The sequence below is a fragment of the Dolichospermum compactum NIES-806 genome (assembly GCF_002368115.1).
In the GTDB taxonomy this organism is placed as follows: Bacteria; Cyanobacteriota; Cyanobacteriia; order Cyanobacteriales; family Nostocaceae; genus Dolichospermum; species Dolichospermum compactum.
In genome coordinates this window covers 4115021-4140494 of the sequence record NZ_AP018316.1, presented here as the reverse complement: position 1 = coordinate 4140494, position 25474 = coordinate 4115021, and the positions used below count along the sequence as shown (strand labels likewise).

The 25474-nt window shown below is 39.3% G+C and carries 19 protein-coding genes; 15 read left to right on the top strand and 4 right to left on the bottom strand.

Annotated elements, in window-relative coordinates:
- Nucleotides 1-53 precede the first annotated feature (53 nt).
- The 4 genes from CA730_RS19210 to CA730_RS19195 all read left to right on the top strand — a co-directional run bounded on the left by CA730_RS19210 (nucleotide 54) and on the right by CA730_RS19195 (nucleotide 7972).
- Nucleotides 54-5384, top strand: a complete 5331-nt coding sequence (locus CA730_RS19210; protein ID WP_096669728.1) for a chemotaxis protein CheB — start codon at nucleotides 54-56, stop codon at nucleotides 5382-5384.
- A 244-nt stretch (nucleotides 5385-5628) separates the two neighbouring features.
- Nucleotides 5629-6903 carry a diguanylate cyclase gene (locus tag CA730_RS19205; protein ID WP_096669726.1) on the top strand — a complete coding sequence of 425 codons (1275 nt, stop codon included), beginning with the start codon at nucleotides 5629-5631 and terminating at the stop codon, nucleotides 6901-6903.
- A gap of 137 nt (nucleotides 6904-7040) precedes the next feature.
- Nucleotides 7041-7277: a helix-turn-helix domain-containing protein gene (locus CA730_RS19200; protein ID WP_039201598.1), complete on the top strand. Its 237-nt coding sequence runs from the start codon at nucleotides 7041-7043 to the stop codon at nucleotides 7275-7277.
- Nucleotides 7274-7972, top strand: a complete 699-nt coding sequence (locus tag CA730_RS19195; RefSeq protein WP_096669724.1) for a type I restriction endonuclease — start codon at nucleotides 7274-7276, stop codon at nucleotides 7970-7972. Before CA730_RS19200 ends, CA730_RS19195 begins: the two co-directional genes overlap by 4 nt.
- Here CA730_RS19195 and CA730_RS19190 read toward each other — a convergent pair.
- Entirely contained in the window at nucleotides 7962-9284 is a 1323-nt protein-coding gene (locus CA730_RS19190) for a DNA methyltransferase (protein ID WP_096669722.1), read from the bottom strand. The two genes, CA730_RS19195 and CA730_RS19190, sit on opposite strands and share 11 nt — an antisense overlap.
- Before the next feature lie 239 nt (nucleotides 9285-9523).
- Here CA730_RS19190 and CA730_RS19185 point away from each other — a divergent pair, with 239 nt between their 5' ends.
- The 10 genes from CA730_RS19185 to CA730_RS19130 all read left to right on the top strand — a co-directional run bounded on the left by CA730_RS19185 (nucleotide 9524) and on the right by CA730_RS19130 (nucleotide 21598).
- Nucleotides 9524-10813 (top strand): glucose-1-phosphate adenylyltransferase, encoded by a 1290-nt coding sequence (locus tag CA730_RS19185; RefSeq protein ID WP_096669720.1) that lies wholly within the window; start codon nucleotides 9524-9526, stop codon nucleotides 10811-10813.
- 72 nt (nucleotides 10814-10885) lie between these two features.
- Complete coding sequence (locus tag CA730_RS19180) at nucleotides 10886-11395, top strand: AAA family ATPase (protein WP_096669718.1); 510 nt, start codon at nucleotides 10886-10888, stop codon at nucleotides 11393-11395.
- Nucleotides 11396-11478: 83 nt separating this feature from the next.
- Nucleotides 11479-12459 carry a DnaJ C-terminal domain-containing protein gene (locus CA730_RS19175; RefSeq protein ID WP_096669716.1) on the top strand — a complete coding sequence of 327 codons (981 nt, stop codon included), beginning with the start codon at nucleotides 11479-11481 and terminating at the stop codon, nucleotides 12457-12459.
- A gap of 754 nt (nucleotides 12460-13213) precedes the next feature.
- Nucleotides 13214-14242, top strand: coding sequence for a hypothetical protein (locus tag CA730_RS19170; protein WP_407919745.1), 1029 nt, complete (start codon nucleotides 13214-13216; stop codon nucleotides 14240-14242).
- A 142-nt stretch (nucleotides 14243-14384) separates the two neighbouring features.
- Nucleotides 14385-15518, top strand: coding sequence for a hypothetical protein (locus tag CA730_RS24640; protein WP_157750022.1), 1134 nt, complete (start codon nucleotides 14385-14387; stop codon nucleotides 15516-15518).
- Between the two features lie 421 nt (nucleotides 15519-15939).
- Complete coding sequence (locus CA730_RS19150; protein ID WP_096669710.1) at nucleotides 15940-17124, top strand: right-handed parallel beta-helix repeat-containing protein; 1185 nt, start codon at nucleotides 15940-15942, stop codon at nucleotides 17122-17124.
- Nucleotides 17125-17262: 138 nt separating this feature from the next.
- Entirely contained in the window at nucleotides 17263-17916 is a 654-nt protein-coding gene (locus CA730_RS19145; protein ID WP_096669708.1) for a COP23 domain-containing protein, read from the top strand.
- Nucleotides 17917-18020: 104 nt separating this feature from the next.
- Nucleotides 18021-18695, top strand: a complete 675-nt coding sequence (locus CA730_RS19140; protein ID WP_096669706.1) for a COP23 domain-containing protein — start codon at nucleotides 18021-18023, stop codon at nucleotides 18693-18695.
- Nucleotides 18696-18824: 129 nt separating this feature from the next.
- Nucleotides 18825-19658 carry a S1 family peptidase gene (locus CA730_RS19135; RefSeq protein ID WP_096669704.1) on the top strand — a complete coding sequence of 278 codons (834 nt, stop codon included), beginning with the start codon at nucleotides 18825-18827 and terminating at the stop codon, nucleotides 19656-19658.
- A 65-nt stretch (nucleotides 19659-19723) separates the two neighbouring features.
- Nucleotides 19724-21598 (top strand): tetratricopeptide repeat-containing S1 family peptidase, encoded by a 1875-nt coding sequence (locus tag CA730_RS19130; RefSeq protein WP_231939885.1) that lies wholly within the window; start codon nucleotides 19724-19726, stop codon nucleotides 21596-21598.
- 12 nt (nucleotides 21599-21610) lie between these two features.
- Here CA730_RS19130 and CA730_RS19125 read toward each other — a convergent pair whose 3' ends face one another.
- The 3 genes from CA730_RS19125 to CA730_RS19115 all read right to left on the bottom strand — a co-directional run bounded on the left by CA730_RS19125 (nucleotide 21611) and on the right by CA730_RS19115 (nucleotide 23480).
- On the bottom strand, nucleotides 21611-22147 hold the full coding sequence (locus tag CA730_RS19125) for a peroxiredoxin family protein (protein WP_096669702.1): 537 nt from the start codon (nucleotides 22145-22147) through the stop codon (nucleotides 21611-21613).
- A gap of 44 nt (nucleotides 22148-22191) precedes the next feature.
- The gene (locus tag CA730_RS19120) at nucleotides 22192-22803 is read right to left on the bottom strand and encodes a peroxiredoxin (protein ID WP_096669700.1); all 612 of its coding nucleotides are present in this window, start codon (nucleotides 22801-22803) and stop codon (nucleotides 22192-22194) included.
- Nucleotides 22804-23042: 239 nt separating this feature from the next.
- Nucleotides 23043-23480, bottom strand: a complete 438-nt coding sequence (locus CA730_RS19115) for a DUF6918 family protein (RefSeq protein ID WP_096669698.1) — start codon at nucleotides 23478-23480, stop codon at nucleotides 23043-23045.
- 498 nt (nucleotides 23481-23978) lie between these two features.
- Here CA730_RS19115 and CA730_RS19110 point away from each other — a divergent pair, with 498 nt between their 5' ends.
- Nucleotides 23979-25457: a hypothetical protein gene (locus CA730_RS19110; RefSeq protein ID WP_096669696.1), complete on the top strand. Its 1479-nt coding sequence runs from the start codon at nucleotides 23979-23981 to the stop codon at nucleotides 25455-25457.
- Nucleotides 25458-25474: the final 17 nt, after the last annotated feature.

The following is a 25474-nucleotide window of genomic DNA, read 5'->3' as shown; positions in this document are numbered from 1 at the left end:
CTTTGATACCTTACAATAAATAGTTAACTAATAAAATTAGGAGTTTATAAGTAGTGTCTGAAGAGACTAAGACCCATTGCTTCGTAGTTGGCATTGGGGCTTCTGCGGGAGGACTACGAGCATTAGAAGAATTTTTTGATAATATGCCCGCAGATAGTGGGGCGGCCTTTGTTGTGGTGCAGCACCTATCTCCAGACTTTAAAAGTTTAATGAAAGAACTGCTAGAACGTCGGACTCGCATGATAGTGAAGCGGGTACAGAGCGGAATGCAGATTGAACCGAATATAGTATATTTAATTACTCCTCAGAATAATTTAGTTGTTAATGATGGGATTTTAGAGTTAATTCAGCAAAGTGAACCGCCTCGACAGCAACCGAATTTCCCCATTGATATTTTTCTCGATTCCCTATCTAGAGATAAGGGAGAACAAGCAATGGCTGTGATTCTTTCAGGGACGGGAAGTGATGGGACAAGGGGAATACAAAGCATTAGTGAGTCCGGTGGGTTAACCTTTGTCCAGTCACCGGGAACAGCGGAATTTGATGGAATGCCCCAAAGTGCGATCGCTACAGGTATTGTAGATCAAGTGCTACCACCAGCAGAAATGGCGCGGACGATTTATGAAATCATCCAAATGCAGCGTCAAGGTGCGACACAAGGGGAATCCCTCCTTCCAGAACTAGAGTCAGAAAAACTCCGTGCCATTATTCAAATTCTTAATCAATACGAAAAGCTCGATTTTTCCTATTATAAACCCAGCACCCTCAGCCGTCGCATTTACCGCCGTTGTTCCCTGAGTGGGCATAATCTCTTAGATGAATACGTAGAATATTTAAGAACCTCCAGCGAAGAACGGGCGCTGCTGCGAGATGACTTAATGATTGGGGTGACAAGGTTTTTCCGGGATTCAGCCGCCTGGGAATACTTAGATAAAGAAGTATTACCGGAATTAATTAGCCCCTTGGAAAATGGTCAACAGTTAAGAGTGTGGGTGACAGCTTGTGCTACCGGGGAAGAAGCCTATTCAATGGCGATTTTGATGGATGAGGTCATCAACCGCTTAGGTAAACAACTGAGTGTGAAAATTTTCGCCACAGACATAGATGCAGCCGCTTTAAGTAAAGCCGCAGAGGGTATATATCCGGAAAGTATTAGTATTGATGTTTCTCGTAAACGGTTAGAAAAATATTTTACCTTCCGTAACCGGAATTTCCATGTGTCGCGGGCGTTGCGGGAAATGATTATTTTTGCTCCCCACAATTTGGCGAAAAATGCCGGATTTACGCGAATGCACCTGATTAGCTGCCGCAATGTCCTGATATATATGCAGCCAGTTTTGCAGCAACACGTGATGCGAATGTTGCATTTTTCCTTAATGCACAAGGGTATTTTGTTGTTGGGTGCAGCGGAAACACCAGGGGAATTAATTGAAGAATTTAGTCCCCTGTATGAGAAATTTAAAATTTATCAAAAGCGGCGAAATGTGCGTTTACCGATTCTGAATCAAAATTTAGAATATATAACTCCCGTTGTCGCTCGTCCTAGTCAAACCAGACGGGGGACGGTACAATTTGATCCGGCTTTGAGTGCGGCTTTTAGTGCTTTTGTGCGTCGCCGACAATGTACCTGTTTGTTAGTTAATGATGATTTAGAACTGTTCCACGTCGTTACTGATATGGTACAGATTATGCAAGTCCCAGAAGGACAAATGACCAGAGTGATCGCCGATTTAGTCCCAACTACCCTAAAATTACCGATTAATACTGCCCTACATCGTGCCAAACGAGAACGAAAAACCGTTCTTTACGGTAATATTCACTTAAATCAGGGCGATAATATTCGCAGTGTCAATTTGGAAGTTACCTATCATACGGGAGATACCCGCATGACAGACTTCTTCATGTTAATCATTGAAAATGAAGAACGTCCTTCTTTACCCAACCGTCCCGAAGCTTTTCAACAGGACGCGGAAGCAACTCAACGCATTCTCGATTTAGAATATGAATTACAGCAAACCAGAGAAAACCTCCAAGCCACAATTGAAGAATTAGAAACTACTAACGAAGAACAACAAGCCACTAACGAAGAACTACTGGCTTCTAATGAAGAGTTGCAAAGTACCAACGAAGAACTACATTCCGTTAACGAAGAACTATATACAGTTAATACAGAATATCAAACAAAAATTCGTCAATTATTAGAATTGTCCAACGACGTGGATAATTTGCTCAGAAGTAGTGAAATTGGCGTAATTTTCCTAGATAGAGAATTGCGAATTCGGAAATTTACTCCCGCAGCCACAACCGCTATTAACCTCTTAGAAACTGATGTTGAACGCCCAATTCAGCACATTACTCATAATATGAATTGTCCCAATCTGCTGGAATTATTACAGCGGGTAGTGGAAACAGAACGCCCCATTGAACAAGAGGTAAAATTAAATAATACGGATGTTAATTTGTTAATGCGTTTATATCCATACCTTAGAGATGATGGACAAACGGATGGGGTAGTCATTACTTTTGTCAATATTAATGAAATTAAGCAAGTCCAGGAAGCTCTACAACGCCGGACGGAGGAATTAGAAAAACTGTATAATACAAATCCGGTGGGGTTGGTACTCCATGACGAAGAATTACGCTTTGTGCGAATTAACGAAGCAATGGCGGAAATTAATGGTTTATCAGCTAATGCACATATTGGTAAACAACTCCGAGAAGTATTACCAGATTTAGCAAATCGAGTTGAACCGATTTTATATCAGGTATTAGCAACAGGAAAATCAATTCGCAATGTAGAAATTTCTGGGTTTACACATTCCCAACCAAATATCCAAAGACATTGGATTGCTAGTTATTATCCCGTTAATCAACTTGATGGTGGTAAGGCTGTCAGTTCGGTAGTTGTGGAAGTTACCGAACTCAAACAAGCACAAATGGCTTTGTTGCAAAGTGAAGAACGATTACGAGCTTTGATGAATTCCAGCCAAACCATTTTATTTAGTTGTCAACCCATTGGAGATTATCGAGCTACCTTTATTAGTGATAACGTGCAGCTGATTCTCGGTTATTCTCCAGAAGTGTTTTTAGATGAAACTGGTTTTTGGTACGATTATATCCATCCCGAAGATAGAAATCGGGTGTTAGCAGGATTAAATAGGTTGGAATTTGATAATACCTATTCCTTAGAATATCGGTTACACTGCGCTAATGGTGACTATCGCTGGTTTTTTGCTCAGTTGCGGTTAATTAGAGATCAAGAAAGTGAGCCGTTAGAGTGTGTAGGCTATTTAGTTGATATTAGCGATCGCAAAGCTGCTGAAAAGATTCTTGAACAACAGGTACAACGGGAACGACTATTAAAACAAATCACCGACGAAATTCGCCAAAGTCTCGAACCCCAAAAAATCTTTGAAACCTCCGCAAACCGCATTGGTGAAGCCTTTGGAGTAGATCGTTGTTTCCTGCATACTTACGAACTTGAACCAACGGAACATCTACCAATAGTAGCAGAATACTTGAGCGGTGATATTGCTTCCCTTCAAGGAGTCCTAGGACCTATTGCCGGTAATCCCCAAATTCATCAAATCCTTCAGCAAGATACAGCGATTATTATAGATAATGTATTTACTGATCCACTGGTATCATCCAGCATAGAAACTTCTCAAAAAATTGGTCTAAAATCAATATTGGCAATTCGCACATCCTATCAAGGAAAAGCCAACGGGCTGATTTGTTTACATCAGTGTAATTACCAACGTCATTGGATTACTGAAGACATTGCCCTGTTAGAAGCCGTAGCTGCTCAAGTGGGAATTGCGATCGCTCATGCTAAACTTCTACAACAAGCCGAACAGCGACAAATAGAACTCGCTCAACAAAACCTAGCCCTAGAAGCAGCCACCGAAAAAGCTCAAGCCGCTAGTCGCACCAAAAGTGAATTTCTGGCCAACATGAGCCATGAAATTCGCACACCCATGAACGCTATTTTAGGATTCTCCGAACTATTACAAAATCTCGTCAGTGATGATTTAGCCCAAAGTTATCTCCAAGCCATTCAAACCAATGGCCGCACCCTACTAACCCTAATTAACGATATCCTGGACTTATCGAAAGTTGAAGCTGGGAAACTCAAACTCAACTACGAATCTGTCAATCTTCCCTCACTGCTGCAAGACATTCAACAAATGTTTTTGCAAAGAGCCAAAGAAAAAGGATTATTTTTAAATCTGCAAGTTGATGAATTCATTCCCGGAGCAATATATATTGATGAAGTCAGGTTGCGACAAATTTTCGTAAATGTTGTTGGTAATGCGATTAAATTTACCGAAAAAGGTGGTATTACCATCCGTGTCCATAGCCGCACTAACCCTAATATTCCCAATCATGCCCACTTAGAAATTGCCGTTTCTGATACAGGGATTGGGATTTCTCCCCGTGATCAAATTTTGATTTTTGATGCTTTTCGTCAAAGTCAAGGACAAAGTAATCGCAAGTACGGCGGAACCGGGCTAGGATTAACTATTAGCCGCCGTCTAACCCAAATGATGGGTGGTACTGTTGAGGTAACAAGTGAGTTGGAACAGGGTAGCACCTTCACCTTAATATTTCCCGAAATTACAGTCACTCAAACTACAGCAAGTTCACCATCATTCACCCCAGAAAATCATGATTTAAGTCAATTTCCGGCTCTGAAAATTCTCATTGTTGATGACGTACAATCTAACCGAGATTTACTCCAGGCCTATTTTAATGCTACTGCTCACCAAATTATCATGGCAGACAATGGAGCGATCGCTCTTAAATTAGCCATTGAACATCATCCTGACCTGATATTACTAGATTTGGTCATGCCGCAAATGGATGGAATCACCGTTTTGCAAGCCCTGAAGCAAAATCCCTCCACAGCGGATATTTGTGTGATCATCGTCACAGCTTCCATTCAAGAACAGGACTTTGAAGAATTACAACCCTTAGCTCAAGGATTTCTCCGCAAACCAGTTAGTCGTCAGGATCTTTTTAGTGAGTTGCAACGTTTATTCCCCGCGCAGTTATTGGTAGACTTAAAATCTACCTCCCAAACACAAACCATCATTTCCGCAATGCCGCCCCAGTCCTTAGAAAAGTTACCAGAACTGATAAAATTATTACAACAGGAAGAAGCATCTGTCTGGAAAACCTTACACCAAACCCTGCTAATTGACCAATTACGAGCTTTTGCGCTGCGATTGCAAAATTGGGGAGAACAGTATAAATGTCCTGATTTGATAGAATACGCTAATACGCTAAAAACCCAAATTGATACCTTTGATTTGGCTCATTTGGCTGACACCGCTGCTAATTTCCCACAAATTAGCAAAAAGTTACAAAAATTGCTACCCTAAAAGATTATTATAAATTCTACAAATATACAGCAGGAGTCAGGAGTCAGGAGTCAGGAGTCAGAAGGAAGAATTATCAGGAGATAAGAATAGCCTCGAATCTGAAAAGTGATAGGTTTTTAATGGTTTCCATGCTAATTCCTTGCACCTAATTCACTTTTTCAAACCGAAAATTTCCCAAAACCTCTTTTGGATTTTCTGTTCCCTGTTCCCTGTTCCCTGTTCCCTATTCCCTGTTATATAAATAATGGAAAAAATTGCTTTTAATCCCCAAGATTGTACAATATTAATTGTTGATGACCTGATTCAAAATATTCAAGTTTTAGGAAGAACCCTAGAAACGCAAGGGTATTCTATTACCTATGCTTTAAGTGGAAAAGAAGCTCTCCAACGTCTGCAAGCAATTCAACCAGATTTAATTTTATTAGACTTATTAATGCCAGAAATGAGTGGCTTGGAAGTTTGTGAACAAATTAAGAAAAATCCAAATTATCATCATATCCCAATTTTATTTCTGACTGCTAGTCACGAAGAAGAACATTTAATAGAAGCCTTTGAAAAGGGCGCGGCTGACTATGTAACCAAGCCTTTTCGATCTACAGAATTATTAGCCCGTGTGCAGACACATATTCAACTAAAACGCCAAACTAGACAGTTACAACAAAGTGAAAATAAACTCAATACCATCGTTACTCATATCAAAGATGGAATTTTAATTGTTGATGAAGCAGGAGTTGTAAAATTTGCTAATCCGGCTGCGGCGCAAATGTTTGATAGATCCTTATCCAATTTAATCAATCATGAATTGGGACTACCAATTGTAGTAGGAAAAGTTGCAGAACTTGATATTATTCGTTCTCGAGGAATTATCGGACGGGCAGAAATTACTGTTGGTAAAACTGAATGGTTAGATCAAAAAGTCTCAATTGTTTCTATGAGAGATGTGAGTGAACGCAATCAAATTGAGAATAAATTAAGAATTGCTTTAAACAAACAGAAATTACTAAGTCAGAAATTAAAAAAACTAGCAAATACTGATGTCTTAACTGGAATTGCCAATAGACGCAACATTTTAGCAATTTTGAAAAAAGAATTTCAACGAACTCAATGTTACAAAGAACCTTTTTCACTTTTAGTAATTGATATTGATCACTTGAAATTTGTCAATGATTCCTATGGATATCCCATTGGTGATCAAGTTTTAAAAGAAATATCTCAACTGTTAGTTAAGTGGTTACGCAATGAAGATACAGTAGGGCGTTTGGGAGGTGAGGAATTTATGATCATTTTACCAGCGACAACGTTACAAAAAGCGATGGAAATAGCTGAACATCTATGTGAACAAATTCGTAATTTAGAGATAGATACTACCTTTCAACCCATGAAAATTACTATCAGTATTGGCGTAACTGCCTATCAATCTGATGATAAAACCGACACAGTGATACTAAAACGTGCCGATGATGCTCTTTGTCAAGCTAAAGAGTCTGGACGCGATCGCGCGATCGCCATTTCTGGGTAAAGAAAAATGAGCTAAATCAGGTCTAAATTGAAAGCCATAATTTTTTAGAACCAGAGTAAAGCTCAGATAAAATTATATAATAATTTGGTTTTGATGAGGTAGAATGTTTAATCTATTGAGGCACACATTTTTTAAATATGGATGCTAGAATGGACGCTTTTGGAATCAGAGTTCGCTATTTCAGAAAACGTTTAAAACTTTCCCAAGATGAATTGGCTGAAAAATCTGACTTACATCGTACATACATTGGTGCTGTAGAGCGAGGTGAACGAAATATTAGTTTAATGAATATTTTTCGTTTAGCTGATGCTCTTCAAGTTACAGCTAAAGATTTGTTTGATAATCAAATAGAAAATGGAGAAAACACAAAATGATAAATGAAGATGAGTTACTGAATATAGCTATAGGAAATATTAGAAAAGTTTCAGAATTTAACCCTTACAAGAGCTATGATGGTGTCAATAACAGAGAAGAATTTCAGCAATTCATAGCTAATGATCCTGCCTTTGGTTCTGTAGGTTTAGATGACGAAAGATACATTATTGCCAGAGTAGGAGGAAATCTTGTAACTTCTTTACATCGCAAACTTGGTGATATGTATGAGAATTTATTTGCCTATTTATTAAAAGAGAGTTTTGGCTTAAATGAGAATGAATTACACTTTAGTGTCAATATTAAAATTGGTGAGCGTGAGCAAGATCGATCCATTGATGGATTAATAAGAAAAAATAAGTTTAACCAAAATATTCCTCAAAATTGGATTCAACATGAAGGAATAGGATTTGAAGTCCGTTCATGCTATCAAATTGGTGACTCTAAAAGAATTCAGGCTGATTATGATACGTCCTTAGCTTTGAAATCATATCAAATTCTCCCTGTAATGTTAATTTTCTGCAATACATCTTTAAAAAGCCCTGTACTTAGATTATCAAAGAGTTGGGAACTCTATGAAGGAATAAACAGTTTTAATTTAGTTCATACTATTACTGGTTTCGATCTTTATAATTTTCTTCAGAGAAATTCAGAATCTTTGAAAAAAGAGATAGATAATATTTTCTCTAATTTTTAATACATACTGCTGTTTCATACAAACGTTTTTTACCACCTCTTTTTCTAAAGGAAATTATTTTCTCAACTTCAAAACCCTCGTGTTGAAAAAGCTGCCCCAAAATCACCTCTGTAAATATCTCTACATTTGAGAGCCTAGAATTACCCACAACATAAACACCCTGGAAATTTCTGGATACGCTCTGTTTTAAACATTTTATATGTTTCCACAAATCAATAAAGTATTTGGTGGCATAATTACACATCAAGATATTTTGATTTTTAAGCTCATCATAGTAAGAAAGATATGGCTTAATCTCATCAGGAACTATAATTAAATCCTTTTGTAAAATTGAAGTCGCTCTACCCCATGTTCCACCTATTGCTTGTAAATCTATTTCCGTAGCTTCACTAATATCTTCTAATAGTTCTAAGAAATGCAATTGAGGTCTGGTTTGATGAACATAACTATAACGGTTTGGATAGGGAGGTGAAGTAATTACAAAATCTATAGAACGATTAATAATCTTATTTTGTAAGTTGTTTGTGGAATTACCGACTATAATGGAGTTAAAATTTGAAAATAATATTTGCTTTTGATTGAGCTTGATCAAATCTTCCTTTATGTTCTGGAGATTTGTACTAATTTCCAAATAAACATCTATCTCCCTCTGATGATTATCATCAAATGTAATAGTTGGATGATTTCTATGAATATTTGCACAATCTAAACACGCTTTATTCAAAGACAACCAGATATATTCAGAAATAGGATTATATTTTTCCTGATTCATTATCTCACGGCAAATAATCAAATTCTTTAACACATGAATTTTCCACCAACGAAAGACATTATGAATAATTGGAACTCTGGTATTGAATATCTCAATAACATCTTCTAGTGAAAATGTCTGATATTTTTTAATCGTATCAAATATTTCTTCAAGATAAATATTAATTAAATGCGTATTATCAATATTCCATAGTAACGACTTATTTCCCACTTGCTGAAGTAGAGGATTAATCTCAATTCCCATAGCCTTAATTCCATGCTTCTGACATTCAATAACTGTTGTGCCTCTACCACTAAATGGATCAACGACAAAATCATCTTTACTAATTTTAAATATATCAATAAAAAAGCGAACTAAATTTGGCGAATAGCTAGGGGTCAGCCGATACCATCTATGTACTGACTCTGTTTGTCCTGCTTTAAATGTGATATCACCTATATCAATTTCTTGATAGTTAAAACCAGATTCCTCAATGCTTCTATAAAAACAGTTAGCAATATGAGTATTTTTATCTTCAAATAGTGATAGTTGTTGAAACATGATAACTTTAATGGTAAATTGCTACTTAAAAGTAGCACAAAATGTTCATATTGGCAATACTGCTTCAACTATAAATTTAGACTCTCCTGCCACCCACTACTATAGTACATAAGTTCTATTTTGGCTAATTTACTGCCATCTCAAAAATTCATCCCTAAGATTCTTTGATCCCCCTTTATTAGTTGTTACATACAGTCCTAAACTGTAGATGAGAGTGAAAGGCAGTTGGGAGAAATTTTGTGAAAAAAGTTTTAGCAATTATTCTGGGTGGGGGTGCGGGTACCCGGCTTTATCCGTTAACTAAACTCCGCGCCAAACCAGCAGTACCAGTAGCAGGGAAATATCGTCTAATAGATATACCTGTTAGCAACTGCATCAATTCCGAAATATTCAAAATCTACGTCCTGACTCAATTTAACTCAGCCTCTCTGAATCGTCACATCGCCCGTGCTTACAACTTCAGTGGGTTTAGCGATGGGTTTGTGGAAGTGTTAGCAGCACAACAAACACCAGAAAACCCGAACTGGTTCCAAGGTACGGCTGATGCTGTGCGTCAGTACATCTGGATGTTACAAGAGTGGGATGTAGAAGAATTTCTGATTCTTTCCGGTGATCACCTTTACCGCATGGATTACCGACAATTTATCCAGCGTCACAGAGATACCAATGCTGATATTACACTTTCTGTAATTCCTATGGATGATCGTCGCGCCTCAGACTTTGGCTTGATGAAAATTAATGATTCAGGTAGGGTAATTGACTTTAGCGAAAAACCTAAAGGTGAAGCTTTAGCACAAATGCGTGTTGATACCACCATTTTGGGGTTGACAAAGGAACAAGCTGCATTACAGCCATATATCGCCTCAATGGGGATTTATGTCTTTAAAAAAGATGTTTTGATTAAGTTGCTAAAAGAATCTTTAGAACGGACTGATTTTGGTAAGGAAATTATTCCTGACGCAGCCAAGGATCACAACGTCCAAGCTTTCTTATTTGACGACTATTGGGAAGATATTGGGACAATTGAATCTTTTTATGAGGCTAATTTAGCCCTGACTAAGCAACCCCTACCTCCTTTTAGTTTCTACGATGAAGCAGCACCAATTTATACTCGCGCTCGTTACTTACCCCCCTCTAAACTGTTGAATTGCCAAATCACAGAATCCATGATTGGCGACGGTTGTATTTTAAAAGATTGTCGGATTCAACATTCAGTTTTGGGAGTGCGATCGCGGATAGAATCAGGATCGGTAATTGAAGAAACCCTGATCATGGGTGCTGACTATTACCAACCATCTGTAGAAAGACAATGCAGTTTAGAACAAGATGATGTTCCCGTCGGTATTGGCACAGATACCATTATTCGCCGTGCCATTATTGATAAAAATGCCCGCATTGGTAACAATGTGAAAATTATCAATAAAGACAACATCCAAGAAGCAGAAAGAGAAAAGCAAGGCTTTTACATCCGTAGCGGCATTGTCGTTGTTCTCAAAAATGCTTTAATTCCTGATGGTACAATTATTTAGTTAGTAGTGATTGGTAATTGGTAATTGGTAATTGGATGATTTATCTTTCTTGTCCCCTGTTCCCTATTCCCTATGACTAAATTAATTTTGCTAATTGGTCTTCCTGGTAGCGGTAAATCAACCTTAGCAAAACAATTATTGACAGAATGCCCTCAGATGCAGCTAATTTCCACAGATGCTATCCGAGGGCAGCTTTTTGGCTCAGAAGCAATTCAAGGACCCTGGCTGCTAATTTGGCGCGAACTGGAACAGCAATTACAGCAAGCCATAACCGCAGATCAAGAAGTGATTTTTGATGCTACCAACGCCCAAAGGAAAAATCGTCGGGAAGTAATTACCCTCGCCCGTGATTGTGGCTTTAGTTATATTATGGGGGTTTGGGTAAAAACTCCAGTTTGGCTATGTTTGGCACGAAATCAAAAACGGATTCGCCAAGTTCCCCAATATATAATTCTCCGAATGCACCGTCAGATCCAGGATGCTCCCCCTAGTGTAGAAGAAGGAATAGATGAGCTTATATTCTTTTCATCATGGCATGAGTACGGGAATTGCGATCGCCCATTCAGCAAGAACCACACTTGATCATGGGAACGGTTTGTTAATTTAATATCAGAACCTTTTTGCCCGGCATTAAACCAAATAAAATTTCTACAGGAGGCTAGTAGATGGCTGCAACCGACTTCAAAGACTATTATGCAATGTTAGGAATTAGTAAAACCGCCACTTCAGAAGAAATTAAACAAGCTTTTCGCAAACTAGCCCGTAAATTTCATCCTGATGTTAACCCCAATAACAAACAGGCTGAAGCCAAATTTAAAGAAGTTAATGAAGCCTACGAAGTATTATCGGACCCAGATAAACGCAAAAAATACGATCAATTTGGTCAATATTGGAAACAAGCTGGTCAAGGTTTTCCCGGTGGTGGATCTGGTACGGATATGGGCGGAGTTGATTTTGGTCAATACGGCAGTTTTAATGACTTCTTAAACGAATTATTTGGTGGTGCAGGTTCCCGCAGCGGACGACAAAGTTACTCTTATCGGACTCCTTCCGGTAGACCAGGTGGCGGTTTTAACGATTTTGGTTTTCCAGATAGCGGTACTGGTGGCACACAAGATACAGAAGCTGTAATTATTTTAACTTTTGCAGAAGCATTTTCCGGTGTTCAAAAACGCTTTAGTTTAGGAAACGAAACTATTGATGTGCGTATTCCTGGTGGCGCTAAAACTGGGACTCGTTTACGGGTGAAAGGAAAAGGACAAATTAACCCCATGAGTCAACAACGGGGAGATTTATACTTAAAGGTAGAATTACAACCCCATACTTTTTTCCAAATAGAAGGGGACAATCTGGTTTGCGAAGTCTTAATTACCCCTGATGAAGCCACATTAGGTGCAGCAATAGATGTACCCACACCCGATGGTCATGTCAGTGTTCAGCTACCTGCGGGAGTTCGTTCTGGTCAATCCCTGCGCTTACGTGGTAAGGGTTGGCCTATAGCTAAAGGTGGACGTGGTGATCAATTTGTCAAAGTAGCGATCGCTCCTCCCAAAGACCTCACCCCCCAAGAACGAGAATATTATGAGAAAATTCGGGCTATCCGCACCTACAACCCCCGCAGTCATTTAGCACAACTTAAATTGTAAGAACTATTGAGAGTATTTCCCTGAAAAACGATCCAGAACCTTTATTTTGCAACCCTTACAAAAAACTCTCCCCCATGTTTAATATCTCATACTGTAGTATTCTGCTACAGCCTAATACTAACTTATATACTGAAACACTCCTAGTACCGCAGGGCGTTCGTCAAAAGTCAAAAGTCAAAACGAAGACAGTATAGGCTTTTTAACGATTTAGAATGGTTGGTTTATTTATGCCGTGTTGTACTGGTTAATTTAAAGAAAATATTTACTTATGTAAAGCTTGCCTTTAAAGTTACATTTCCTGTACAATAAAAGGTGTGGGGTCGAATTCTTGTAGATATATATACAAAATAGTTAGTATTTTGTCTGAATGTTAAGTACCTGGGCGGAGGGAAATCAAAATATATTTCGTTTTTTGAAATGGCTAAAACTCAACGATAATAACCCATCGAGGTGAATTTACATATCGTTACACATTTTGGTTATACTCAAAACGGCTAGAAGCTGGACTTTTTTATCATACAAAGAACCAGTTCAAAGCCTCTCCAGTATTAAATATTATTCATTCCTTTTCCCTCTCCTAAGAGGAGAGGGATAGGGAGGGGTTTAATATTTGGTTAAACTATGAACCGTTCGCAGTATATTTGACATCTACCTACTTAATTCAGTCAAATTCAAAAACTATCTTGTATAGCTGTATACATGGGCATGGATTGTTACCACTGAATAACATCTTGTGAGGAGTGATATTTTGAAGATGAAAAAGCATTCTCTTATACTAATTAATCACTACAAACGCTTTTGCTACTTGGGTTTATTACTAACCCTGCCAACTTCACTGCTAACCACCACCATTTTAGTTACTTCCGCATCAGCGACAGATGCCATAGTAACTGAAAATCAGCCCAGTGAATTAATCACAAATAAAGTAGTCACAGCCGCACAATCAGAACCAAAGGTTGAATCTATTTCTGAGCAACAACAACCACAACTAATTGCACAAACAGCGGACAGCAATCCGGATGATATTAATAAAATCCGCCAAGAGCTACTAGTTGAACCCCTGATCAAAGTTAAAATAGTAGAGCCTAAACCAACCTACCCACCTGGACTCAGTTTTGCTGCTCCCAGTGCCTTCGGCGCTAACATGGGTGATGCGTTTGTGGGAGCATCAACAGCAACCGCTGGTAATAGAGGTAACTCTATAAATGACATGGACGCGAGTACCAGCATTGGTTTTGGTTTAGGTAATTCCCAAAAACTAGTTGGTCTAGAATTATCCTTCAACAACGGTAGTGTCAAAAACTTTGGTTCTAATGGCGCCTTTGACTTAAAAGCTCACCGCATTGTCTACGCTAAAGGAACCAATCAAATTGGTGTAGCTGCTGGCTGGAAAACCTTTGCCCAGTATCAGACTGAAGCCAGTACTGAAGAGATCAGGCCTTCCAGCGTCTATGGTGTGGTGACAACTTACTCTCTTTTAAAGCCTAATGATGCTGTGAATAAAATGCCCGTCTCATTCTCTCTGGGGGTTGGAGGTGGTGACTTTAGGCAAGGTAACGCCAGTACTGGTGTATTTGCTGGAGCAGGTGTGCAAGTTCATCCCCAAATCGGTGTGGGCTTTGGCTGGAGTGGGGTTGGCTTAAACCTTGGTGCTTCTTTCGTTCCTGTACCTACGTTACCCTTAACAATTACACTCCAAGGTGCGGATCTCACAGATAACAGTGTAGGCGGCACAACATTTGCGCTAAGTATAGGTTATGGTTTCAATTTCTTGCCTAAATAGGGCTTACTGATAGAGTAGGGTGGCGATAAACCTGAAACCCTTGTATATAAAGATTTTAAGGGATATTAGAGCCAAAAAAGATGCAGGGAATCAAGGACGATATCATCAATTGTCAAACAGTTCCATATTTTAGATAATCATCATGTTGAAAACCAGAAATCTCATTTTTGCCCTTAGTTTGAGTCCTTTACTGTCATTTGCTTGGCAATTACCAAATCAAGCCCAGAGTTTGAGTCCCAGTATAGGTACAACAGGTGTTGACTCTGGCGCTGCTACTGGTGGTTCACAAACTAGTGGTTTTTCCACGCCACCAACAACGACAACAACGACAACAACACCAACAGCAACAACAACGATAGCAGGAACAACAACACCGGCAGTAACAGCAACAACAGCAACAGGAATTTCTATCATCGTTCCCATCATACCTGGTGTTTCCGCCACCATCATATCTGGTGTTTCCACAGCAGGTACTCTGTCGGCGGTTAGTACCACTGGTGGCACAACTACAGGAGGAGGTGACACAACTACGACATTATCTACAGTTACCGTTTCAGCAGCGACCGTAGAATCAACTTCATCTAGCGTCACTGTAACAGACAGTGCAACGGGGAACACTATTGTGATCACTCTGGCTCCACAAGTCCAGGTTACTGTGAATCAGTTGGCTGCTGCTATTGTTCAGGCTCTTAGTACAACAGGCGGTGGCGGCGCTGCTGCTGCTGGCGGTGGTGGTGCTGCTGCTGGCGGTGGTGATGCTGGTGGTGGTGATGCTGCTGGTGGTGGTGGTGATGCTGCTGGTGGTGGTGCTGCTGCTGGTGGTGGTGATGCTGCTGGTGGTGGTGCTGCTGCTGGCGGTGGTGATGCTGCTGACGTTGCTGCACTACTCACAGGCGGTGCTGGGTCACAACAGGCTGCGGTAGCTCTGACAAACACTCTCACTGCTGCGGGTATTTCTCCACAACTAGCAACAGCACTAGTCACATCTCTCGCAAGTTTGTTTGCTTCTGATAACGCTTCCTTACCAAATCAGCCCCTAGCCCAAGCAACATCAGGACAGATAATAGCAGGAACTAAAGCTCTCAAACCTGTTTATGTCATTGCTCAAAGCGGTGCTGGGCTAAGTGTAAATATCAATAAGCTGAATGATGCTATTGTTGCCTATAACGGAATTATCCTCCAAAGCGAACCAAAAGCTCTCAAGAATATCTCTCGAAATACAGGTTTCGTCGGTATTGGTGGCATACTCAAACAATTGAGAACCGCGATCAAATAGCCTCCTGTATCAATACTGCTCGGTTAAGCCTAAAAAGTCATTATCCGGTAGGTTGGGTTGTGGAACGTTTACGTATCCCTGACGGGAGGCGTTAGCCATAGTGTGGCGAAGCCATAACCCAACATTATCAAGAATTTTGTTAGGTTTCGCTGTCGCTCAACCCAACCTACACAATTTCGTTGTTTGAGCTTAACCGACAAGTATTGACCTGCAACCTGCTATATTTTTTTGTTTCATAAGCATTTCCTGAGTTGCTCAAAACGGGGATTTTGGGATTATCAACGGAATGACGGGGATTTTAGCAAATAATCCGGATCAGGTGTATATAAGTAATGTATATGTATAACTTTGAGATTATCCTAGTATTTATGGTTTAATTTGTAATAAATAAGTATATACTCATCAAATCAAGGAGTTATTTATGAGTAATCGGTTCAGATCAAAAACCTCTTGGTTCGTGACGACATTAGCCATATCTAGTTCCCTAATTAGCACATTCCCAGTACAAGCAGAATTGCCTCCCGTTGCCCAAGTAATTTATGTTGACCCTGTTAATGGTTTAAATACTGATGAAGCTGGAACATCAGCAAAACCCTACAAAAGCATTACTTCTGCCCTCAGTCAAGCCAAACCGGGTACAGTTATTCAATTAGCTCCTGGTAATTATAGCAACGAATCATTCCCCATATTACTCAAACCAGGCGTAACATTACGGGGTGATGAATCCAGCAGGGGTGAGAGAGTAGTTATTTCCGGTGGTGGTGATTATATCAGTCGCACCTTCGCTAAACAGAATATTACTATCCTGACAAATCAAGATACCACAATCGAAGGTGTAACCGTCACCAACACCAATCAAAGGGGTACAGGTGTATGGATAGAATCAACTAACCCAACGATCAAAAACAGTACCTTTACTAACAATGCTAGAGACGGAGTTTTTGTTACAGGTACAGGAAATCCTAAAATTGAAAATAACCGATTTGTACAAAATAGTGCCAACGGGATTTCCCTAACCAAATCAAGCCAGGGAGAAGTTCGTAATAATTTATTTCAGAATAACGGCTTTGGTTTAGCCATTGGTAATACTGCCACACCCTCCCTAACAGAAAATCAAATCGTTCAAAACAAAGATGGTATAGTGATTTCCGAATCTGCTAAACCCTTAGTGCGTAAAAATACAATTCAGAATAACAATCGGGATGGTGTTGTTCTCATTCATGATGCTTTACCTGATTTGGGGACTAGTAATAACCCAGGTGGCAATGTCATTGCTAATAATGGTCGTTATAACTTCAACAATGCTACGAAAAACAACACCATGTTTGATGTCACAACGACAGAAACACCAGATACTTCGCAAAACGCTGATTTATCAGCCGATGATCCTAACATAGCGCTGCTAAAAAAATGGGAACTAACACCTATAGCCTGTAACTCTGGTAGCGAAGTCGTCACCATCATCATGAGTAGCAGACGATACTGCATTACGCCCCATCCTGACTTAACAGCTAAACGTTACCAATATAATCAAGCTACTGGTAACCTCAAAGCTTTAGCAGATTCCCCTAAACCTAATTCGTCTCGGACAAGAGGGGGTTTATAGGTTGCTGTATCAAGGACTCACCAAACAAAATATCTCTCAAATCCTAATTTCTCCGTGACCTCTGTGCCTCTGTGGTTCATGGGTAAGTCAGATCCAAAAGAGCTTATCTCCTCCTATTTTTAACATTTAAGAAGTCTTATGAAACATCAATTGAAAACAGCGATGATAGCGGCAACTTTAGCCCTCTCCAGTATTTTTGCTTTGGGGTCTACAGTTCAAGCTTTCCCAAAGGTAGATAATAGTGTTAATTCAGATGTAGATCCATCAGAGGAATCCTATACAGGAACTCAATTCACCTGTGTACCTGACGGAAATGGTAACCTAGCCACCGTTGGTCAGCGATCTGGTGGAGAACCAATCCCTGTAATTATCTGGACTTCAGATAGTTCCAAGTATTTTGGCAAAAAAGTTACTCCTCAAAGCCGTTGCCAAATCGTGACAGAAAGATTTAATCAGGCTGTAGCTGAAAGTGGTGGTAGTCTTAAAGATGTTGTGTTGATGAACGGTCAAGTCGGAAGTAAAACCGTCATTTGCGTAGTTTCTATTAATGACACTGGTTGTGATGGCAGTAATACTCTGTTTACCTTCAACCCCAAGAATGCCAAGAAGGCAGACCAAATTCTTGCCCAAATCTTGCAAATCAGTCGTGAGGGTTCTAGCGCCGGCGTAATTAGGGAAACAAAAGGTCGTGTCCAGGTGAGATTGAACGATTTGCTAACCATGAATGCCAATCACCCACTCCGGCAAACCAGAAGAAACTCTCCTGCTCAAAATAACCCCGGTGGTTTGTAATTATCAACATCCTGCTAATAAAGTCTAGAGAAAACTAGACATTTACTTCAGTCAGGAACTGGAAAAGCGTCATTTCTTCTTCTTTTTAACATTTAGGGAGTCTTATGAAATATCAATTAAAAACAGCGATTGTAGTTGCCACTTTAGCCCTATCTAACATTGTTGGTTTGGGATATACGGTTCAAGCCTTACCACCAGTGGATAATACAATTGATAATAGCAACAGTATTGCGATGCCAGATGTAGACCCATCGGAGGTAGCCAACACTGGGACTAAATTTACCTGCGTCCCCCAGGGTGATGGTAGCGTGGCTACGGTTGGTCAGCGACCCGGTGGTCAGCCAATCCCTGTCATTATCTGGACCTCAGCAGCTTCAAAGTATTTTGGTGAGAAATTTACTCCCCAAGGTCGTTGCCAAATCGTGACACCAAAATTAAATCAAGCTGTAGCTGAAAGTGGTGGTAGCCTCAAGGATGTTGTGTTGATGACCGGTCGAGTTAAGAATAAAACTGTCATTTGCGTAGTTTCAGCAAATGATACTGGTTGTAATGGACGCAATACTCTGTTTACGCTGAAGCCAGAAAATGCCAAGAAGGCAGACCAAGTTCTTGCCCAAATCATGCAAATCAGTCGTGTAGGTTCTAGCGCGGGTTCCGTCCGTGAAACAGAAGGTCGTGTACAGATCAAATTGAAAGATGTGTTAACAAAAAACCGCAATCTCTCTAGTCGGCAACCGGCAAAGACACCTGCCGTCCGAGATGACTCCCTTGGTTTGTAATTATTAACTCACGTTGCTAGTTATCTGAATTAATGGTAATTAGGGAAAAGATAAAATTCTGATCTTTTCCCTATTCTCTAATATACAATTGGTAAGCATGATTTAATCCACATTATTTGAATATTAATCATGTTTTCTCCCATAGCTCGCAGGTTGTTTTTAGTATTTATTACGACGGTTTGTGTGATTCAGTTGTATGCCCATTCCACCCCGGTAGTGTTAGGCGCTACATCCGATCCTGATGTTGATGTTACCGCAGCCAAAATTGCCAATCATGTAACTGTCAGGATTTTAACTCAATCTGGTTCTGGCTCAGGGGTGGTCATTAAACGTGAAGGGCAAACTTATACAGTATTAACAAATAATCATGTAGTTGCTGATAGTCCTGAAGATGGTTATGGCATTTTGACTTCTGATGATAAGATTTACCAGGGACAACAAGTCAATGGCATGAATACGAAAAAATTCGACTTAGCCCTGGTGAAATTTACTAGTCCACAGGATTATCAAGTAGTAAAATTGCCAAAGTCAAAAGCTATTTCTGAGGGAGAAACAGTATACGCCTCTGGTTTTCCGGCTTGGCATTTTGTCTTCAAAGGCAAGAAGATCACTAAAATGGAAGAAACCCGAAATTGGGGAGTTAAAGCTTTTCAAGTCAAACCTGGAACTATTAAAATGCAGATTACTAAAACTCTCCCTGGAGGTTATCAATTAGGCAACACTAATGATATCTTTCAAGGGATGAGTGGGGGACCTGCCTTAAATCAGCAAGGTGAACTAATTGGTATTAATGGGCTATTAAAGTATCCTTTTCAAGGTATTGAGGCTTTTACTTTTACCGATGGGACTATACCAAAAGAAGAAGATTATTTGCAAATGGAATCTCTCAGTTGGGCTATTCCTATTGACAATGTTCTTGCTTTTCTCGAAGAACAAGAAATTATCAAGGGAGATAAAACATAGTTACTAGAATTTACAAGAAGACTCAGAACATGAATTTATATTTTACCAGGGTAAATTATACCATCTTGACTACGACAGCAATCGCAACTATTGTAATTTCTCTACCAACATCTGCTGCTGATACTGTTAGTACCCAAAAGATTGCTCAAATTGCTAAAAGCACCTCAGTCCAAATTAATGTAGGGGGTGATCTTACTCCCGGAGGTTCAGGAGTCATTATTGCTAAACAAGGTAATACTTATACTGTACTGACAGCTAATCATGTGGTGTGTGATGATTTAGGCCGGGCAGGAAAAATTACTTGCGCTACAGATACTACTTATTCTATACGCACAAATACGGGTAAAGATTATCCTGTCAAAGATATTAAAGTATTACAGCAAACTAGAAATGACCCAGATTTAGCTATAGCTACTTTTGTGGCTACAGAAGATTATCCTATTGCGACTTTAGGAAACTCTGATCAAATGGTAGAGGGTGCAGATGTCTTTGTTGGTGGGTTTCCAGCCGTATTTGATAAAGTTGGATCTGCCAGAGACTTTGCTTTCACTACGGGAATAGTTGTTTCTCGTGCTAGTAATGCTATTAATGGCTATGGTTTGATTTACGATGCTAGAACCATAACTGGTAATAGTGGCGGTCCTGTGTTTGATATTGCTGGTAGAGTTGTGGCGATTCACGGGTTAGCTGATACTTCAGGTAAGAATAAAACAGAAACGGGAGTAGTGGTAACACAAAAAACAGGATTTAATGCGGGGATTCCTATTAATACTTTTTTAGCTACAAGTGAGCCAATTATTAAAAACACCCCCATCAAGAAGGATAATAGTTCTACTAGTGAAAGTCCTGCTACCCGTTTAAACAATCCTCAGTCAGCAAGAGACTTTTATGCCAGGGGTATTACTAAACTAGATCAATATAATTATCGGGACGCAGCGGAAGATTTTACTCAGGCAATTAAGCTTGATCCTAAATACATAGAAGCATACTTTAAAAGGGGATATTCATACACATGGGTAAGCAAGCATCAAGAAGCTCTTACAGATTTTAACCAAGTTATTGTTCTTGATCCTAACTACTTAGATGGCTACCTCAACCGGGGCTGGAGTCAGATATTATTACAAAATGATCAAGCAGCCCTTGAGGATTTTAACCGGGCAATTCGTCTCAACCCTAACTATGCTGCCGCCTATGCCCATCAGGGTATGGCTTATGTTAAACTAGGAAAGTATCAAGCGGCTTTGGAATCCTCTAAACAAGCTATTCGCCTTGATCCTCACAATAGTTATGGGTACACAATTCAGGCAGATGTGTTTAACAACTTAAAAGACTATCCAGCAGCCATAAAAGTGTCAACTCTAGCTATTATTATTGATCCTGATGATTTTAATGCTTACATTAACCGCGCCATAGCCTACACTATAACTGGTGATTATCAAAATGCACTTGCAGATTATCAAAAATCCGCAGAAATATTTAATAGGCGTTATGTTCAAAAATCTACTTCTCAAGTTGAGGAAAAGCCAAAACCAACTTCTAATTCTCAAGCAGAAGCAAAGCCAAAACTAACTTCTAACTCTTCCACTGATGCCAATATAGAGTTAATTAAAAGCTGGGAATTAATTAATGTTTCCTGTACCTCTGGGGAAAAATTAGTGACAATTATGATTGATGGTAAACAATATTGTGTAAATCCTCGTCCAAGTTTAACTCTTAAAAGTTATCAATATAATCGGGGTACAGGTAGATTAGAACCTTTTGATGCCAATGTAGAGTTAATTAAAAGCTGGGAATTAACTAATGTTTCCTGTACCTCTGGAGAAAAATTAGTGACAATTATGATTGATGGTAAACAATATTGTGTAAATCCTCATCCAAGTTTAACTCTTAAAAGTTATAAATATAATCGGGGTACAGGTAGATTAGAACCTTTAGTTTAAACTGTTCCCAATTTAATCATATTTTTCCAGAAGTGTCTCTATACTGGCATTATGATCTAAAAAGGAAAATAAATGTCTGTAGAGCAGTTTGCCATCTTTATCTAATACAAATTGTGCTGGTAAGGGCGCTCCTAATGCTTGTCCAGTTTTATAAATACGAAATGTATGGCAACTGGAATCACTTAATAATGGCATTTTTAAGCCCAAGTCTTGAACTATTATTTGACTTTGCTTTTTGTCGGTGCTGGTAATTAATAAAATTTCAATTCCTCGGTTTTTAAACTGTTCATAGTTATCATTTAAAGCTTGAATATGGGGATAACAAAATGGACAATATTGCTTTTCAGTAAATATTCTGGTAAAGGCAATTATTACAGGTTGTTTACCGCGAAAATCAGATAGCTTAACTACAGCATTATTAGTAATATCTGATAGTTTAAAATCTGGTGTGCCTACACCCAATCTAAAATTATCTAACGCCGGTATGGGTAGGAAATTATGGAAAAATCGCTCATTAAATAAGCCAGTAAAATCAGTTGAAGTCAGCATAAGAAATTTAAAATTAAAAGTTTAATTACCAAATTCTCAATTCTCTAGATATCAGCAAAGTAAATTTTAGACTTCACGGGATCAGGATTCATGGTTTTGTCCCCAGGTTGCCAATTAACAGGACAAACTTCATCAATATGGGACTGAACGTGCTGAATTGCTTGTAATGTTCGCAGAGTTTCATCTACATTACGACCAAAAGCTAGATTATTAATAGTGGAGTGTTGCAGAATGCCATCTTTATCTACGATAAATAAACCACGCAAAGCAATACCAGCATTTGGATCAAGAACGTTGTAAGCGGCACTAATTTCCTTTTTGATGTCGGAAACTAGGGGATAATTTATATCACCGACTCCACCAGATTTACGATCTGTTTGAATCCAAGCAAGGTGGGAAAATTCACTATCAACGGAAATACCCAAGATTTCTGTATTTAGTTGGCTAAATTCTGGGTAGCGATCGCTAAATGCTGTCACTTCAGTTGGACAAACAAAGGTAAAATCTAAGGGATAGAACAACAGTACAACATATCTACCACGATAATCAGACAATTTAATTGACTTAAACTCCTGATCTACTACACTTGTTGCTGTAAAATCGGGAGCTTGTTGTCCAATACGGAGACATCCCTCTGTTCCATAGGTAAGTGTCATATTTTCGCCTGAATTAGGGACTTTTTAACTCAATATCATCAACAACAAATTATATCACGAAGCAGGATATCTGCAAATTGGCTTTTAGGGATATGCGCTCCCGTAGCCTACGTGGAAGCGCATCTAAAGGACGAAAGACTAACTTCTATTTTTCAGCAAATCCTAATTAGGGTTTGCTGAAAAAGTTATCTGTGAGGGCTAGAAGTATTGCTAACGCCACGCTACGCTATCAGCAAGCCCTAATTATTCGCATACTTACCAATCACTTGAGCTAAATCTGGTACTGCTTCTTGTACGTGTTTTTCTGCTGAATTACGGAATTTTTCGTAAGTTCCTCGCACCAGTTGGCGTTTCGTATTTTTAACCCTGGCATCGGTTACACTTAATAGTGCATTTGCTGTTCTGTTACTATTAGCTGTGAGGTACTCCACTGGTTCACCCTGTTGCACTCCTTCACTCCAGATGGGATCAATTGCAGTTAAGCAAACTGGCAGAAGGGACTCAATGACATTGGAGATATAAGCCGGTTGAATTCCCTTCAGTGCAGCAAAGGCGGCTTTTAGGGCTATGCCACTCATGCCTGACTTAGATGCTAGTTGTACATCTATCATCGTGCAGCAGTCTTGGACAATTAAGTCTTTATGACTAGAATTCATTATTTTTTCGCTCAGTCCCATTTTAATACTCCTACGTATCAAATTGCTTGATTTATTATTCTATAAGTAGTTGGATAAAATTAAATTCATTCATGAAGTCAAAGAACAGGGAAGAGTATAGTATTTGGAGATTTTTGATGGCGATATACTCCATCATCGTCACTAGGGGTTAGCGGAGAGTGTCAAAGACATTGCTGAAGTTATGTGTCCTATTGAGATTACGGGAACATAAAAACTGAAGATATCATTAATTCCCCTGTTGAAGTTATCCCCAGGGGAAGTTATTATGTATGGGAATAAGATGCGTCTTGGCAATGGCAAAATAGTCTAAAAGATAAAAAATAATTCAGAAGACACAAATTTCAGGAGTTAATCAATTTTACCTTGAGTATCATTATTCCCCCCGTCTCTCAGTAGATGATACTGTGGGATATTAACTTCACGATTGGGATAACCCCTGAATTCTTTGTTGATAAAATTTCTATTCAACTTTCACCGATCAGAATCAACCATAACAGTATGTCTTACGTATCTCTCCTAAAAAACATACCAGAATTATTCAGCCAACCCACGGGAATAGCCGCCATAGCCTCCCTTGGTATCCACGGTGCTATTGCCTTGATTGTCCCATTAATGCCAGTTAACTCTAATCAATCTTCTCAAACTGACTCACCCAAAGCAGTCGGATTGATGGAATTGAGCGCTGCTGATCAAAGCCGATTACCACAACCCCCTGGTACATCCCAGGTAGCTTTACAGCAACCCCAATTACCTCTACAGCTACAACTACCAGGTGTTAATGCGAGCAATCCATTAACTAGCTATCCCGCTTTACAACCGGAATTATCTAGTCAGTCGGTATTACCAGCTATTCCGAGTTCGCCAACCAACTTGAACCTTTCTTATCTACCCAGTAAGCAATCTATTGAAAGATTGACTCGCAATGATTTACAAATGGCAATGTCTAGATTGCCAGCCAGAAGTACATATAATCCCTCAACTGCTTCAACCTCTCCTTTTGTCAATAATTTAGATCAGCAAATACGAGAAACTGCACCTCTAGGTATTAATAAGTTACCAGAACTACGACAAAGCAATGAAATACCAGGAGAACCACTAAATAATCCATCTGCTGAAGCTATTGATATTGGCAGTACAACAACAGCGGGTATTTCAGTAGCACAAACAGTGGAATCAGGAAATAATGCCATTAAAGTCCCTCAAGATCGGGAAAAATTAGCTCTAACGGATAATTATCAGGGAAAATCACCAGAAATCATCACCAATGAGTCGGAATCAAAAGGTAAAAGAACGGAGCAATTACTGGCTAAACTGAGTTCTTACAATACTCTTAGAGAAAATATCCGTCAAGAATACCCCAATATAAAAGAGAAAGGGGTAATTCGGGAAACCATCTCTACAGATACACCTGAGATGGAAGGAACAGTTGTGGGTAGATTAGTTGTAGATTCAGATGGCAAGGTCTTAGATATTAAGTTCCAAGCAGGAGCAGAATCGCCGAAGCTACAATCTAAGGTTAGAGAATTTTTCATCGCCAATCCACCTCAAGCTGATAAGCAGTTAATTAGTTCTTATCCTTTCCAACTAAAGTTCCAAAATAATCCCAATGCTACAGGTGTGAGTTCTAAGATTCAACCTGCCGCTACTTCAACTACTGAAAAGGTATTTGAACCTCAAACAAAACCTTCAGGAACTCCAAATTCTCAAAAATTACCTGAACCTCAAACAAAACCTTCGGTAACTCCCAATTCTCAAACATCACCAGAACCTCAAATAAAACCTTCAGTAACTCCCAATTCTCAAAAATTACCTGAAACTGAAAATACTAAAAGTCTTCCTGAGACTCCATTAGTAAATACTCTTAGTCCTATCACTTCAGCAACACCCAGTCGTGATGCTGCCGCTGTCTCTACTGAATCTAGTCAAAAACTTATCCAAACCTTACGCCAAATCAAGGAAGAAAGAAAAAATCCTTAGCACCATGATCAAAGAGG